Raw genomic sequence first — 14,786 nt, forward strand, 5'->3', positions numbered from 1 at the left:
TCAGGACACCTTCTCGGGTTCGGGCAGGACGATGGTCGGTTCGGGCACGTGGACGCCGGCCCGGCGAATCAGCCGACCGCGGTCGCCCCCGGGGGCCACCTCGGTGGCCTGGGTCGCGGTGGGCAGGGTGGTCACCGGTGGGCGGACCCGGGCGGGGGCCTGACGGGCCCGCCGGGCGGCGGGGTACGGGGTGCCCCGGCCGGCCAGCCAGGACGGTCCGGCGTCGCGCAGGCCGAGGCCGGCGCCGGTGAACCGGGCCGCCCCGCTGGTGCGGGCGCGGGCGTTGGCGGCCGGGCCGGTGGCGGCGAACAGGGCCAGCAGCCCGCCCGGTACGGCGTCGGCGGCCGACAGCGGGTGCGCCGCCGCCGGCATCTCCCGGCCGGCGTCGTCGGGGTCGTCGATGATCACCCGGTCGTAGGCGCCGTCGCCGTCGAGCCCGGCGAACACGGTGCTGCCGTCCACCGGCAGGGCGGTGCCGTCCGGCAGGGCCACCCCGCGGCCGGCCTCCAGCCGTTCGAAGCCCGGGGTGAGCACCCGTTGCTCGGGGGTCAGGTCGCGGAACTGGCCGGGGGCGAAGTCGTCGAGGATCGGCGCGCCGAGGGTGCCGCGTACCGTGGCGTCGCCGGTGCCGGCGCTGACCTCGGTGAGGGTGAACCGGTTCGGGCCACGCAGGCGGGAGGTGCCGATCCGCTGCAACTCGACGCCGAGGGGAAGGACGTTCTGGCGTACGCCGAGGGCGGCCCCCGGGGAGAGCAGCAGCGCTCCCCCGGTGTCCTCGACCGCCCGTAGGGCCACCGGTTCGGCCCCGACGGCGGCGGCCCGGATCTCCCAGGCGTCCGGGGTGGACAGGGCCGGCTGGAGCAGGTCCGCGGCTTCCAGGTAGGTGGGTTCGGGCTGGTCGTACTTCTTCCCGTCGGTCCAGTCGAGCTTGGCCGACACCTCCCACCACAGGAACTTGATGCGCGCCTCGCCCCAGGCCCGCCAGGGGCCGGGGCCGCTCACCCCGATGAACAGCCGGATGACCAGCAGCTCGGTGCCGTCGTAGGTCAGGGCGACGTACGCGCCGATCTCGGCGGTGAACCAGAACGGCTTGAACTGGAACAGCACGTCCAGCCAGGCCCGGCCGTCGAGGACGAACCCGGCCGCCTCGAAGCGCATCAGCAGTTCGGCGCCGAACTGGGCGGTGTTGCTGGTGACCGCAAGGTACGCGTTGAGCTTGATCCCCTTGCCCAGCTTCAGCAGCTTGATCTCGAACCGCTTGAGCGCCGGGAAGCCGGCCGGCGGGCAGAACCTCGGGTGGAACCCGCCGATCGACAGGGCGAACGACTTGTCCCCGCCCCACCGGGCCCGCAGGGCCATCTCGCCGGAGACCGGCTGGCCGAACAGGTTGGAGTCGATCAGGGCCGCGTCGAGGCTGATCTCCTTGCGGGCCACGTCGACGATGCCGACCGAGTCCAGCCGGAGCCGACCGGCCGGCCGGAAGTCGATGACCAGCCTGCCGAGCAGCAGTACCCGGACCGGGTCGGGGAACTCGACCAGCACGGCCAGGTCCGCGACGATCTGCCCGGAGAGGAAGTTCAGCCGGACCATCGCGCCGAGCACGGTGCCCGTGGGGTCCACCGGGAAGATCCGGCTCAGCGTGGCGATCACCGCCGGGGCGCGGCCCACCGCGTCCTCGGGGAACAGCAGCGAGTCCAGGGTTCCGGCGCGGGCGGCGTTGCGGACCTCCTCGGGGTTGCTGCGCCGGTTGTGCCCGACCACCAGGCCCAGGCCGGTGATCGAGATGCCCCAGAACAGCATCAGCCCCGGGTACCACTGGAAGGTGCCGACGACGAGCATCGAGAAGGTGTGCTCGCCGTCGGCCTCGGCCAGTCGGCTGCCGTCCGGGTTGCGGGTGTTGAGGATCGCGGTGGCCTGGAGCAGGAAGCCCCGCATCGGCGACAGCCCGTCCTTGGCGGCGATGCCCAACTGGAGCGCCCCGGCGTACATGCCGCGTGGCTCGTCGATGAACAGGTAGCCGCCGCCGTTGACGAAGCCGTTGTCGATCCGCAGCCCCACCCCGTCCGGGGCCTTGAAGCGGGGCACCAGGTCGGCGCCGCCGAGGTTGCCGGTGCCGGCCGGCAACGCGGGCGGGAAGGTCAGGTCGGCGCGGATGCCGATGTTCTCCACGACCGCGTGCAGCGGACCGATCTCGGCCCGGACGGTGGTGGTGACGGTCAGGCCGACGCTGGCGGTGTGCGTGCTGGCCGCGAGCGCGACCCGCAGCCCCTCCAGGTGTACGCCGCGCAGCGAGAGGTGCATCGGGTACTCGGCGGTCAGCGCGGCGGCCCCGGACAGGTGCAGGCCGGTCCGCAGCGACCAGCCGAGGCCGAGGTCGAAGCCGAACCGCAGGCCGTCGGCCGGCAGGAGCCGGGCCAGCAGGCCGTCGCCGTCACCGGCCTTGACCACCAGTTCGGCGCGGCCGGCGGCGAGCATCAGCTCGATGTCGTCGCGGCCGGTGCCGAGCGCCGCCCGGCCGCGCAGCACGAGCTGCCCGATGGCCAGGTGGGTGCCGTCGGGCGCGCCGATGACCCAGCCGGGCTCGTCCTTGGGCGCGATCCGGGCGACCTCGGCGGAGAACTTCACCGCCGGTCCGCCGCCGGCGACCGTCACGCCGGCCGAGTTGATCGCGATGGCCGGGCCGGCCCCGGCCAGGTCGACGGCGACGTTCCACCGACCGAGCGCGCCTTCGAGGTGCGCCTCGCCGGTGGGGGCGACGATCCCGGTGAGCAGGCCGTCCCAGCAGGCCAGGGCGAGGGTGACGCCGAGGTGGAGCTGGGCGTCCGCGTCCGCGTCGGCGTCGGCGTCCGCCGGGCCGGCCAGCGGGTGCGGTCCCGGCTGTCCGGTGAGCGCGGCCGGCTCCCCGCCGCCGGGCGGCCCGGCGACGGCGAACCGGACCCGGAGCAGCCCGTCGGCCAGCCGCAGCCCGGCCTCGCCCTGGTCGGGGCCGATGCCCGGCCGCACCCCGTGCGCGGCGTCCACCCCGAACGCGCGCAGCGTCGCGGCCAGCCGGGGCAGCAGCCGCGCGGCCAGTTCCTCGACGGCTTCCGGGGTGTCCCAGCCGGCGGGCGCATAGAGGTCCTTGAGGTACCCGCCGGGGTCGGCGACCAGCTCAACGAGCCGCTCCAGGTGCAGCTCGTCACGGTGGCGGGGCAGCCGGATCGGCGCGTCACCGGCCGGCATCGGCGGGCTCGGCGGCAACTCGACGCCGGGGGTGACCAGGCCGAGCAGGGTCAGCAGCGGCACCGTCCAGGGTGCCCGGCGCAGCAGGTAGGTCAGGATCAGGTGGTCGACCAGGTCGTCGACCAGCGCCTCGGGCAGGCCGTCCACCGGGGGCAGCTTCCCGCGCACCGTCGGGGGCAGCGTGCCGACCTGCCCGAACGCGGTGCCGGCCGCGGTGGCGATCTTCTTGAGCTCGGCCAGCGAGTCGGGCAGGCCGTCGGCGATCGCCGCGTCCAGGGTGTCGACCGCCGTCCCGACGGTGCCGACCCACGTCTCGAACGTGTGCGCGTCGACCCCGCTGATCGCCTCCAGGTCCCAGCCCAGCGCCCGCATCAGCCGGGCCCGCCGCCACGGGTCGTACGAGCCGAGCACGGGCTCGGCCAGGGTGCGGAGCTCGCCCCAGAGCAGGGCGAGGACGTTACGGTTCCGCTCGACGTCGTCGCTCATGCGTCCGGGTCTCCTTCACTGCGGTGGTGGTCGTCGTCGCGTCGGGAACGGCGGGGACTCATCCGGTCACCCGGGACAGTTCGCCGGTGTCCAGCCGCAGCGAGCCACGCCGCGGCGACAGCGTCCGGTCGGCCGCCGGCAGCGCGGCGACCGGAAGCTGGTACGTGGTGCCGCCCGGCCACGCCGGCCAGGCCCGCACCGCGGCCAGCGCGGCGGGCAGTTCGGCGTCGGCCGTGGCCCCGGCGACCTGGCCGATCGCGGTGATCAGGGCGGCCTCGTGGGCGTCGGTCCAGCCGGTGGGCGGGCCGCTGAAGTCCGGCCCGAGGGTCCGGGCCACGGTCAGCACGGTGCGCAGCTCGGTGGCGGCGCGGGGCACGGTCCGCTGCTCGGGCGGCTCGCCGGCGACCGGCGGCCCGAGGGCGACGAGGTGTCCGGCGCGGTACGCCTGCCAGCAGGCGAGCTGGGCCACCGCCCGTTCCGAGGTGAACAGGTCACCGACCCGGACCCGGCGGGGATTGCCGTCCGGGCCGGGCACGTCCGGCACCGTCACCGGGGCCGCGCCGGGCGGATCCCACGCGGTGCTGAGCAGGTCGTGCAGGCCCTGGCGGGCGAAGCGCCAGATGCTGTGCCGGACTCCCGGCTGGGTTCGCAGGCCCGTCGTGAAGCGGTGCACCCAGTGCCAGCCGCGCAGGTCGAGCAGCTCGACGACGTTCTCGATCGGCTGGCCCGCGCCGCCGGTGTGGTCGCTCATCGCGGGTCGGGCCCGACCGACCCGCAGCTCGGGGTGGAGCAGGGCGCTGCCGTCGATGCCCCAGCCGGGCGTCGCGGACAACCCGGCCAGCCCGCCCATGGCCTCGTACGCGTCGCGGTCGGTGGCGCGCAACGCGGCCAGCCAGGCCCAGAGCTGGCCGGGTTCGGTGCGCCAGTCCGGCCGGGGCGGCAGGGTCACCGGCGTCGCACGGGGCCCGTCCGCCGGCCAGCCGAACGGGCCGATCCGCAGCACCCCCGCGTCGGTGCCGTCCAGCACGTCGAACCAGCCGCCGGCGGAGCCGGGCCGGGTGTTCTCGGCGACCGCCCGCAGCACCTTGAAGGTGGACAGCCGGCGGCGGGCCGGGTCGGCCACCACGGGGTCGGCGCTGCCAGCGGCGGCGACCAGCGCGGCGAGCGACAGCACGCCGGCCTCCCCCTCCCTTGGCGGGATCAGCGCCTCGGGGAGCAGTTCGACCACCGGCTCGACCAGCGGGCCGGCCCACTGCGGTGCGGCGGGCCGGCTGCTCCAGCCGCCCAGCGGGATCAGCTCGGGGTGGTTGGCCGGCGCGGGCCCGGCGTCGGCCGGGCGGCCGGTCACCACCCGCGAGTAGAGCCGCTGGTCGGCCGGGTGGGCGGTGTCGGCGTGCCAGACGTTTCCGGCGGCGAGTTGTTGTGGGCTGCCGCCGGCGACCTGCCACGCCTCCACCACCACCGGACAGCGCCAGCGCTTGTCCAGCCAGTGCCGGACGGCGAGCTGGGTGGCCAGGTCGGCCACCCCGCTGACCGGTCCGGGATAGCGCTCGGCCTCCGGCACGTCGACGGGCGCCAACCGGTCGGAGTACCGGGCGGCGGTCGCCCCGGCGGGTTCGTGGGCGACCCGGGCCGCGCGGGCGTACGTCTGGAACTCGCGCACCGCCCAGTAGGTCGTCGAGTCGAACTCGCCGGGGTTGCGCGCCGGGCCGAACCCCAGCGTGGCCAGGTCGGCCTGCAACCGGGTAACCCACCGGTCGGTGACCAGGGCGGGCGGCCGGTCGGCGCCGTCGTAGTGCGCCTTGGCCCCGGAGCGGGCGTCGTGGTCGTCGGGGCGCAGCACGTAGCCGTACGGCGGGTCGGCCAGCAGCGAGCAGCCGTACGACAGGTCGATGGTGTAACTGGTCAGCGCGGCGGCCCGGGTCTCCGAGGGCAGGTGCCACCAGAGGCGCTGGGTGGCCGTCTTGCCCTCGCCCGCCGGCCAGTCGAAGGTGATCTCGCCGAGGTTGTTGTGGCCGACGATCTCCTTGCCGTTGCCCCACCTGCCGAGGTACCCGTCGAGGTTGCGGGCAGCGGCCAGGTACTGCGCCAGCGCCTGGTCGCGGGGCAACCCGGTCGGGTCCAGGACGCCTTCCGGTGCCCCGTCCCGCCGGACCGTCGGGTCGGCCTCGTCGTGGTGGGCGAACTGCACCTGGATGCTCCACTCCGGCGGGCGGCTGAGCAGCTTCAGCCGGTCGTACTCGCTGATCGCTGGCCGACCGGAGACCCACCATCCGGAGACGGCGTCGCCGGCCACGGTGGCCTGGACCCCTGCCTGGAAGCGCCGGCCCTGCCGCTGCTCGTCCTCGTTGGCCCAGCCGACCAGGTCGATCCGGCCGAGGCTGTCCAGCAGCGGCACGTAGCCGACGTCGTGCAGCATGCGGGTCAGGAACACCTCGTTGCGCAACGCGCTGGAGACGAAGCCGGCGATCACACCCTCGGTGCGGTTGACCCCCTGGAAGGGGTGGGCCGGGTCGGGGCCGCAGGCGTACGGCAGCGTCGCGGAGTAGCGGATCCGCTCGGCCGAGCCGAAGTGGATGTCGCCGCCGAGCATGACGATCCGCCGACGCCGGACCCCGTCGGGGCCGGGCGGGGCGGCGGAGAGCAGCCGGCCGAGGAACTTGTGGGTGGCCGCGTCGCTGGTGATCCACGCGTCCTCGGCGTCGGCCTCGTACCGGCCGGCGAGGGCCTTCATGGCGGGCTGGGCCACCTGTTCGAGCAACGGCATGCCGAACACGGCGACCGGCTGCGCCAGCACGGTGACCGACTCGTCGTCCAGCACCCCGCCGCCGCTGATCATCTCGTTGAGGGGGTGGTCGGCGAGCAGCAGCCCGCCGGGGTGCTCGGCCCCGGCCGGGAACTCCCGCCAGGTGCGGGTGTCCAGGGCGACGAGCTGGTAGCGCGGCCAGGTGACCGTGAAGTGGTAGGTGAGCGCGCCGGCCGGGCGGACCGGCCGACCGTCGGTTCCGACCGCGGTGGGCAGGCCGAGGCGTTCCCGCAGCCGCAGGTCGTCCACCGCCCCCGGGGCGGCCAGCCAGCCGCTCAGCGCGGCCAGCAGGTCCCGGCCCGGCTCGCCGGCCGCCCCCTGCTCGGCGAACCGGTCCGGCGTGTTACCCCAGGCCTGGAAGACCGCGTACGCGGCCATCGCGTTGCGCACGACGCGCCGGCCCAGCTCGGAGGTGATCACGGCACCGGTGACGAACTCCCGGGTCATGTTCCAGTCGTCGGTGACCTCGTGGTCGTCGGCGACCATGTAGGTGGGCACGTTGGCCAGCAGCCGGCGCACGGCCACCAGCCCGCGCTGGAAGTTCATCAGCCGCAGGCTCTGTTCCCGCCACCGCAGGTAGCGGTGGATGATCTTCTGCTGCTGGCTGCTGGCGTCGTAGGCGCGACCGGCCAGCAGCCGGTCGTAGACGGTGTCGCCGGGTCCGCCGCTCTGCGGGTCGCGCAGGATCCGGGTGTCGGCCGGGAAGACGTGCTCGAACCTCGGGTACGTCGCCGGCCAGAGCTGGTCCGACCAGGTCAGCAGGTACATGCAGGCGTACTCGCGCAGCGACATCAGGTGGCTGTCGGCCTCGCCGGAGGTGAACTTCGCGTCCCGGGCCAGGGTCACTGCCCGGTTGCCGGGGGTGAACAGCCGGTCGGCGGGCGGGCTGGCGGAGCCGTCGGGGAGCAGCTCCGGCGGCAGGCCCAGGGCGGCCCCGATGCCGGGCGACGCCGGTACGGCCGGCAGCCCGTCGCGGGCAGGGACCGCGTCGTGCCCGTGCACCATGGCCAGCAGGACGTCGGCGACGTCGTCGGCGTAGATCTGGTCACCGCCGAGCACCAGCTGGTGCGGGCGGAGCCTCGGGTTCCCGCCGGCCGCCGCGATGATCGGGTCCAGCACGGCCAGCGCGTCGTGGCCCTCGCCGTGCGGCTTGCGGCACGACCCGTGGAAGATCCGGAGCTGTCCGGGGTCCGCCGGGGGCGTCACGAAACTGGGGTACTCGGGCGCGCCCCCCTTGGTCAGCGGGTCACCGGCGTAGCTGAGCAGCGTTCGGGCGGCGGTCCTGTCGGCGGCCACCGCCCCTGCGGCCAGCAGGCTCGGCCAGCCGCCGGCGGAGCCCGGGAAGGACAGGTCGTAGCCGTAGAGCCGGCCCTGTTGGAGGCCACCGACGGCCTGGACGGTGGCCACGTACAGGTTGCCGCCGAGCCGGACCGCGGCCCGGCTGCCCGTGGCCACCGTGGCACCCGGGGTGAAGTCCGGACCGGGGCCCACCTCGAACACGGTGAGGGCGACGGTGCAGGCGGACCGGACGGCGACGAAGACCGCCACGCTGCCCGGGTCGACCCGGCGCACGATCGGCCCACAGACAACGTGGGGTGGTCCGCCCGGAGCGTCCATCGTCGAGGTTCCTTTCGCAGTTCCACGAGCCGGATCCGGCCGTGTGGGTCGGTGCACCGCGCGGGCCGGCGGGGAGTCTCACCCGTCGCTGCCGGCGGCCGCTGATTCGCGGCACGGTGAACGCGCCACGGCCGCTGCGGTAGCGGCGCACGGCAGTCTGTCCGGCGGTCGCGCCCGTCCACCAGAGACGGGTGTCCCGGGTGGTCGGGACACCCGCCGCTCGGCCGTACGGGCAGCGGGCCCCCGGCCCGTTCGGGCGGCGGCGTCCCGGTGCAGAATGAGCGGCTGCCGACCTCACTGGCGGGGGTTGCGTGAGCTTGCGAGGCTTACGCCGTGTATGACTACGATCTGTTGGTGCTGGGCTCCGGGCCCAGCGGTCAGAAGGCCGCGATCGCCGCCGCCAAGCTCGGCAGGCGGGTCGCCATCGTGGACCGCCGCGACATGATCGGTGGGGTGTGCATCAACACCGGCACCGTCCCCTCCAAGACGCTGCGCGAGGCCGTGCTCTACCTGAGCGGCATGAGCCAGCGGGACCTGTACGGCAGCAGCTACCGGGTCAAGGAGGACATCACGGTCAGCGACCTGGCCGCCCGGACCCAACATGTGATCAGCCGGCAGACCGACGTCATCCGCAACCAGTTGGCCCGCAACCGGGTCGCGCTGATCACCGGCACCGGGCGGTTCGCCGACCCGCACGCGATCTGGGTGGACGGCGGCTCCGGGTACGAGTCCCGGATCACCTTCGACCGGGCCGTCATCGCCGCGGGCACCCGTCCGGCCCGCCCGGACAGCGTCGACTTCGACGACCGCACGATCGTCGACTCCGACGGCGTCATCAACCTCGAGGCCGTGCCCCGCAGCATGGTCGTGGTCGGCGCGGGCGTGATCGGCATGGAGTACGCGTCCATGTTCGCCGCGCTCGGCACCAAGGTGACCGTGGTGGAACGCCGCGACCGGATGCTCGAGTTCTGCGACGAGGAGGTCGTCGAGTCGCTCAAGTACCACCTGCGCGACCTGTCCGTGACGTTCCGCTTCGGCGAGGAGGTCGCCGCCGTGGAGAAGCACCAGACCGCGGCGCTGTGCGTCCTGAAGAGCGGCAAGAAGATCGTCGCGGACACCGTCATGTACTCGGCCGGCCGGCAGGGCCAGACCGACGACCTGGCGCTGGAGGCGGCCGGGCTGGCGGCAGACCGTCGCGGCCGGATCGCGGTCGACGCGAACTACCGCACCGCGGTGGACCACATCTACGCGGTCGGTGACGTGATCGGCTTCCCCGCGCTGGCGTCCACGTCGATGGAGCAGGGCCGGCTGGCGGCGCAGCACGCCTGCGGCGAGCCGGTCCGCGAGCTGCACGAGTTGCAGCCGATCGGCATCTACACGATTCCCGAGATCAGCTTCGTCGGGAAGACCGAGGAGCAGCTCACCGACAGCTCGACGCCGTTCGAGGTCGGCGTCGCGCGCTACCGCGAGCTGGCCCGCGGCCAGATCGTCGGCGACTCGTACGGCATGCTGAAACTGCTCGTCTCGCCGGACGGCCGCCTGCTCGGCGTGCACGTGTTCGGGACCGGTGCCACCGAGATCGTCCACATCGGGCAGGCGGTCATGGGCTGCGGCGGCACGGTCGACTACCTGGTCGACATGGTCTTCAACTATCCGACCCTGGCCGAGGCGTACAAGGTGGCCGCCCTGGACGCGTCCAACAAGATCCGCAACATCAGCAGGATCGACGGTTAGCAAAAGAGGCCCGGCTATACGTCGGACTTACCGCACAAGGTTCACCATATGAAGGTCGGCGCATTGTTCGACGTCGAACGTTGACACCCCGAAGCTCCTGTGGCAGGTTGACGAATGGCACGGGGGCGCCCACCCTCTGAAACTTAATCTCGGCGTTTCGCCGTTTCGGGGTGTGGCACTCCTGGCCTCGTCCTACCCGTATCACGGATTACTGCCGGATCGCCGTCAGCTTCACCGACGATCCGAAAGCCGAGCGGAAGGGGGACCAAAATGCGTTACATCCACTGACACGTCGCGCTGCCGCGGCCGTCCGGCGCGTCCGGACGGCCGCGGCGCCATGTGCCCGCGAACAGCCCACCACCTCGGAAGGGACGTCTCCTGTGGCGGACGAGGCCACTGCTGCGGTGCGTGACCCGATCTACGATCCACTGGCCCCTTCCGTGATCGCGGACCCGTACCCGTTCTACCGGGAACTCCGGGAAACGGATACGGTCCACTGGCACGAGTTCCTGGATTCCTGGGTCGTCACGGGGTATGCGGAGTGCCGACAGGTGCTCGGCGACACCACGAACTTCGGCTCCGACTTCCGGCGGATCGGTGTCGAAATCCCGGACACCCAGTTGAGCGTGCAGTCACTCGATCCTCCCGAGCACGGCGCCATTCGGCACCTGCTCGTTTCGGCATTGCACGAGCAGCCGCTGACCACCGTGCGACAGCAGTTCGCGACGATCGCCGCGCGGCAACTCTCCGAACTGTCCGGGCAGCCCGGGGCCGTCGACCTGGTGAGCCGGTTCGCGCGCCCCGTCGCGCTGCGGACGATCACCGCCTTCCTGGGCGTGCCGCCGCCCGACGGCGCCGAGTTCGAGCAGTGGTCCAACGCGATCGTGCGGAGCATGGACGCCGGCATCGAACCCGCCCGGGCGGAGCCGGGCAACCAGGCGCGGGCTGAGCTGAGCCGGCTCGTCACGCAGTGGCTGGCCGACGCCGACGAGCGGGGATTCGTCGGGGCGGCCCGGCGCGCCGCACGGGCTCAGGACGTGCCGGCCGCGGTGCTGGCCAACTCGTTGCGCGCGGTGCTGCACGCCGGTTACGAGTCGGTCAGCCGGCTCCTGGGCGGCGTCCTCGCCCGGCTCGTCCGGCACCCGGAGCTGCTGGCCGGCCCGGCGACCCGGGACACCGACGAGGCCCTCATCGACGAGCTGATCCGGTTGGACGGCCCGGTGCAGGCCGACGCGCGGGTGTGCGTACGCGACCACGCCGTCGGCGGGCAGGCGGTGCGGCGGGGCGACGTGCTGGTGCTGTTCATCGCGGCGGCGAACCGCGACCCGGCGGTCTTCCCCGACCCCGACGCCGTGCGCCTGACCCGGCGCAGGGGCCTGCACCTGGCCTTCGGGCGGGGCGCGCACGCCTGCCTGGGCGCCGGCCTGGCGACCCACCAACTGCGCGAGGTGCTGGGGGCGCTGCGCGCGGGCGGGCTGCGGCTCACACCGGCCGGCCCGGCTGCGTACGAACCCACGGCCACCCTGCGCGGGCTGGCCGAGCTTCCCGTATCGGTGCGCCAGTCGCACCGGGCCGACTGACCGTGCCCGACAACAACCGGAGGTGTCGTGCGTAGCGTGAGGGTGTACCACAGACTGGCCGGGCTGGTCGGCGCGTTGTTGCTGGCCGGTGTCGCCCTGCCCCCGGGCGGCGCCGCCCGGGCCGCGCCGGGGTCCCTGGCCGACCGGCTGGCCGCGACCGTCACCGGCGCCGGGGTCCACCGTCACCTGACGGCGCTCCAGCACATCGCCGACGCCAGCGGCGGCGACCGCGGCTACAACCGCGTCGGGTTCGCCCGCTCGGCCCGGTACGTCAGCACCGTGCTGCGGGCCGCGGGGTACCAGGTCGTGGAGCAGACCGTCCCCTACACCGACTTCGACATCACCACCGAGCGGCTACGGGTCGACGGGGCCGGCGGCGGTGACGTGCCGGTGCTGATGACCCGGTTCACCCCGTCGACGCCGGCCGAGGGCATCGAGGCGCCCGTGGCGGCGCCGATCGACGGGCGCACCGGCTGCGACCCGGCCGACTACGCCGGCGTCGACGCCGCCGGGGCGGTCGTGGTGCTCGCGCGGGCCGCCTGCGGCTACACCCGTCAGCAGCAGGTCGCCGCCGGCCTGGGCGCACGGGGGGTGCTGCTGTACTACGTCACCCCGTCCCCGGAGAACAGCTACCGGTTCCACGCCTTCACCCCGGAGGCGTTCACGATCCCGACCGCCTCGGTCGCCCAGCGGGACGGGGAGGCGCTGGCACGCGCCGCGCGCGGCGACGGCGCCCGCGTGCACCTGACGCTGCGGGCCGGGGCCGTCGCCCGGACCACCGTGAACGTGCTCGCCGAGACCGCCGGCGGCGACCCGGACAACGTCGTGCTGCTCGGCGCCCACCTCGACAGCGTCCCCGAGGCACCCGGGATGAACGACAACGCGGCGATGGCCGCCACGGTCCTACAGGTGGCCCTGGCGCTGGCCAACCGTCAGCACGCCGTGACCAACAAGGTGCGGTTCGCCTGGTGGGGCGCGGAGGAGATGGTCAACGTCGGCTCCGGGCACTACGTGGCCGCGCTTTCCGGCGACGAGCGGCGGCGCGTCGCGGCCGTGCTCAACGGGGAGCTGATCGCCTCGCCCAACTTCGGTCGCTTCGTCTGGGACCCGGGGACCGGCGGCGGACACGTGCTCGCCGACCTGTTCGCCGGGTACTTCGACCGGCGGGGGCTGCCCTACGAGCGCACCGGCCCGGAGTCCGTCGGGTCCGACCACCTGGCGTTCGAGGCCGTGGGCATCCCGACCGGCGGGATCGACGGCGGCAACCTACAGGTCAAGACGCCGGCGCAGCAGGCCCGCTTCGGGGGCCTGGCCGGGCAGATGTTCGACCACTGCTACCACCAGCGCTGCGACCGGCTCGACACCCTCAACCGGGAGGCCCTGGACGCCAACGTTCCCGCCGTGGCGTGGGTGCTCGGGCGGCTGGCCGAGGACGTCCGGGACGTCCGGGCGGCGACCGCTGCGGGGCCGGGCCGGCAGGCCGCGTACCCGCCTGTCCGGGGCTGAGCGGAGCAGCACCGGCCGGCAACGCGTCCACGGAGGGCGGGCGGCACCGATTCCGTACGCGAGAAGGGGTCCGACAGTGGAAGTACCGCCCGATCCTGCCCAGGTCGAACGTCTCGCCACGCTGCTTCAAGGACACGCCGTCACGCAACTGCTCGCCTCGGCGGCTCGCTTCCGGATACCCGACCTGTTGGCCGAGGACGCCCTTCCGGTCGCCGGCATCAGCGCGCGGACCGGAATACCGGCGCCCGCGCTGAACCGGTACCTGCCGGCCCTGGAGGGGCTCGGAATCGTCCGGTGCGAGCCCGACGGCACGTACCGCGTCACGCCGCTCGGGCGGCTGCTGCGGCGCGACACCGGTTCGCTGCACGGTCAGGCCCTGATGTCCGGCGACGAGTACTACGGCGCCTGGCAGGAACTGGACCACTGCCTGCTCACCGGCGAGTCAGCGTTCCACGCCCGACACGGACGCGGGCTGTGGGAGATGGCGGCGGGGAAGCCGGACCTCGCCGCCGGTTTCGCCCGTACCATGCGCTGGAACTCCGCCCGGGCCCTGTCCGAGATCCTCGCGCTCTACGACTTCACCGCCGCGCGGCTCGTGGTGGACCTGGGGGCGGGCGACGCCACGTTGCTGTGTGGTGTCCTGGCCCGCTACCCGAAGGCCCGGGGGCTCGCCGTCGAACAGGGTTCGATGGCGGCACACGCCGCAGCGACCGTGCGGGAGGCCGGCCTGGACGAGCGGTGTGCCGTGCAGACCGGCGACATCCGCCGGGCGGTGCCGAGCGGTGGTGACGTCTACATCCTCAAGTCGGTCATCCACAACTGGCCGGATGCTGCCGCCGTGGACATTCTGCGCACCGTCCGGGACGTCATGCCGGCCGGCAGCCAACTGCTCCTGGTCGAGAAGGCCCACGACAGCGCCGATCCGCAGGCGGCGCTACGGGATCTGACGATGATGGTGCTCTTCGCCGGCCAGGACCGCACGCCCGACGAGTACCACGCACTGCTCACCCGGGCCGGCTTCACGCCCTCCGCACCGCGACTGGGCAGCTCCGGGATGTGCCTGATCGCCGCCACCGTCGACAGCGTCGGCCACAGCGGCGCGACGCGGCGCACGCCGAACACCGGGGAGACGCCGCGCTGACGCCCCCTGCCGAGGGTGTCGGCCTCACCGCTCCCCGCGCCGGGGAACCGCACCGGTCTGTGCCGCGAACCGGGTGACCAGACCCGCCCGAGGTGACCCCGGTCTTGCGGAACACCCCGGGCCGGGTGCGACTCGACGGCCTCACCTCAACCACCTTCTACGCCATCGCCAGCTCGATCTGTTCAACCCGCTGCTGGGGGACAGCGGCGACGCCGCCACCGGCCACCAGCCGAACAACTGCACCGAGAGAACGAAGACCTCGAATAGCCCGAGACCACGACAAGCGGGGTTGAAGATCACGCCGGGCCGCATCCTAAATGGGCGGGTCGACGGCAAATAGCATGGCAAGAGAACTTGGTCTACCGCTTGCGCGCCCACACCGGCGCGCACCGCTCCTTGTCGGTAAATGTGCGGACCAGGACAAGTGCGACGAGTGGCTGCGGCAAGGCTCCAGCCATGGTCCGGAGTAGTCGATCAATGACCGCACCACAGCGCATGGATTCACTGGCCACACCACTCAGACACGATCAACCTGACGCAGAGTGGATATGACGAATACTTGCGGCGAGCGTAACGGTCATGTTACTTTTTCGCCTGCCGAGGAGTTGGTGATTATCGATCGGTAGGCAAAGACGTCTCGAACCTCCGAAAGGATCTTATGAGACCGAGGTGAACAAAAACAGTGTTCGCGGCT

The 14,786-nt window shown here is 73.3% G+C and carries 6 protein-coding genes; 4 read left to right on the forward strand and 2 right to left on the reverse strand.

Annotated elements, in window-relative coordinates; translation table 11 throughout:
• On the reverse strand, positions 1-3,708 hold the full coding sequence (locus ACFYZF_RS19995; RefSeq protein WP_387022837.1) for a DUF6603 domain-containing protein: 3,708 nt from the start codon (positions 3,706-3,708) through the stop codon (positions 1-3).
• 58 nt (positions 3,709-3,766) lie between these two features.
• Entirely contained in the window at positions 3,767-8,131 is a 4,365-nt protein-coding gene (locus ACFYZF_RS20000) for a hypothetical protein (protein WP_387022839.1), read from the reverse strand.
• A 333-nt stretch (positions 8,132-8,464) separates the two neighbouring features.
• Between ACFYZF_RS20000 and sthA the strand changes: the two genes are divergently transcribed.
• From sthA to ACFYZF_RS20020, 4 genes are all read left to right on the forward strand, one after another.
• Entirely contained in the window at positions 8,465-9,865 is a 1,401-nt protein-coding gene (gene sthA, locus ACFYZF_RS20005; protein ID WP_387022841.1) for a Si-specific NAD(P)(+) transhydrogenase, read from the forward strand.
• Between the two features lie 440 nt (positions 9,866-10,305).
• Positions 10,306-11,445: a cytochrome P450 gene (locus ACFYZF_RS20010; RefSeq protein WP_387022843.1), complete on the forward strand. Its 1,140-nt coding sequence runs from the start codon at positions 10,306-10,308 to the stop codon at positions 11,443-11,445.
• 42 nt (positions 11,446-11,487) lie between these two features.
• Positions 11,488-12,951, forward strand: coding sequence for a M28 family peptidase (locus ACFYZF_RS20015; RefSeq protein ID WP_387022845.1), 1,464 nt, complete (start codon positions 11,488-11,490; stop codon positions 12,949-12,951).
• A 76-nt stretch (positions 12,952-13,027) separates the two neighbouring features.
• A complete protein-coding gene (locus tag ACFYZF_RS20020; protein ID WP_387022847.1) occupies positions 13,028-14,092 on the forward strand; it encodes a methyltransferase in 1,065 nt (354 codons plus the stop codon).
• Positions 14,093-14,786: the final 694 nt, after the last annotated feature.

Origin of the sequence: Micromonospora sp. NPDC001898 (genome assembly GCF_042891255.1) — a bacterium.
Classification (GTDB): Bacteria; Actinomycetota; Actinomycetes; order Mycobacteriales; family Micromonosporaceae; genus Micromonospora.

What these genes read in the sequence shown, in the direction of transcription:
- ACFYZF_RS20000 (WP_387022839.1), bottom strand. Translation starts at nt 8,131, where the DNA reads ATGGACGCTCCGGGCGGACCACCCCACGTTGTCTGTGGGCCGATCGTG.
- ACFYZF_RS19995 (WP_387022837.1), bottom strand. Translation starts at nt 3,708, where the DNA reads ATGAGCGACGACGTCGAGCGGAACCGTAACGTCCTCGCCCTGCTCTGG.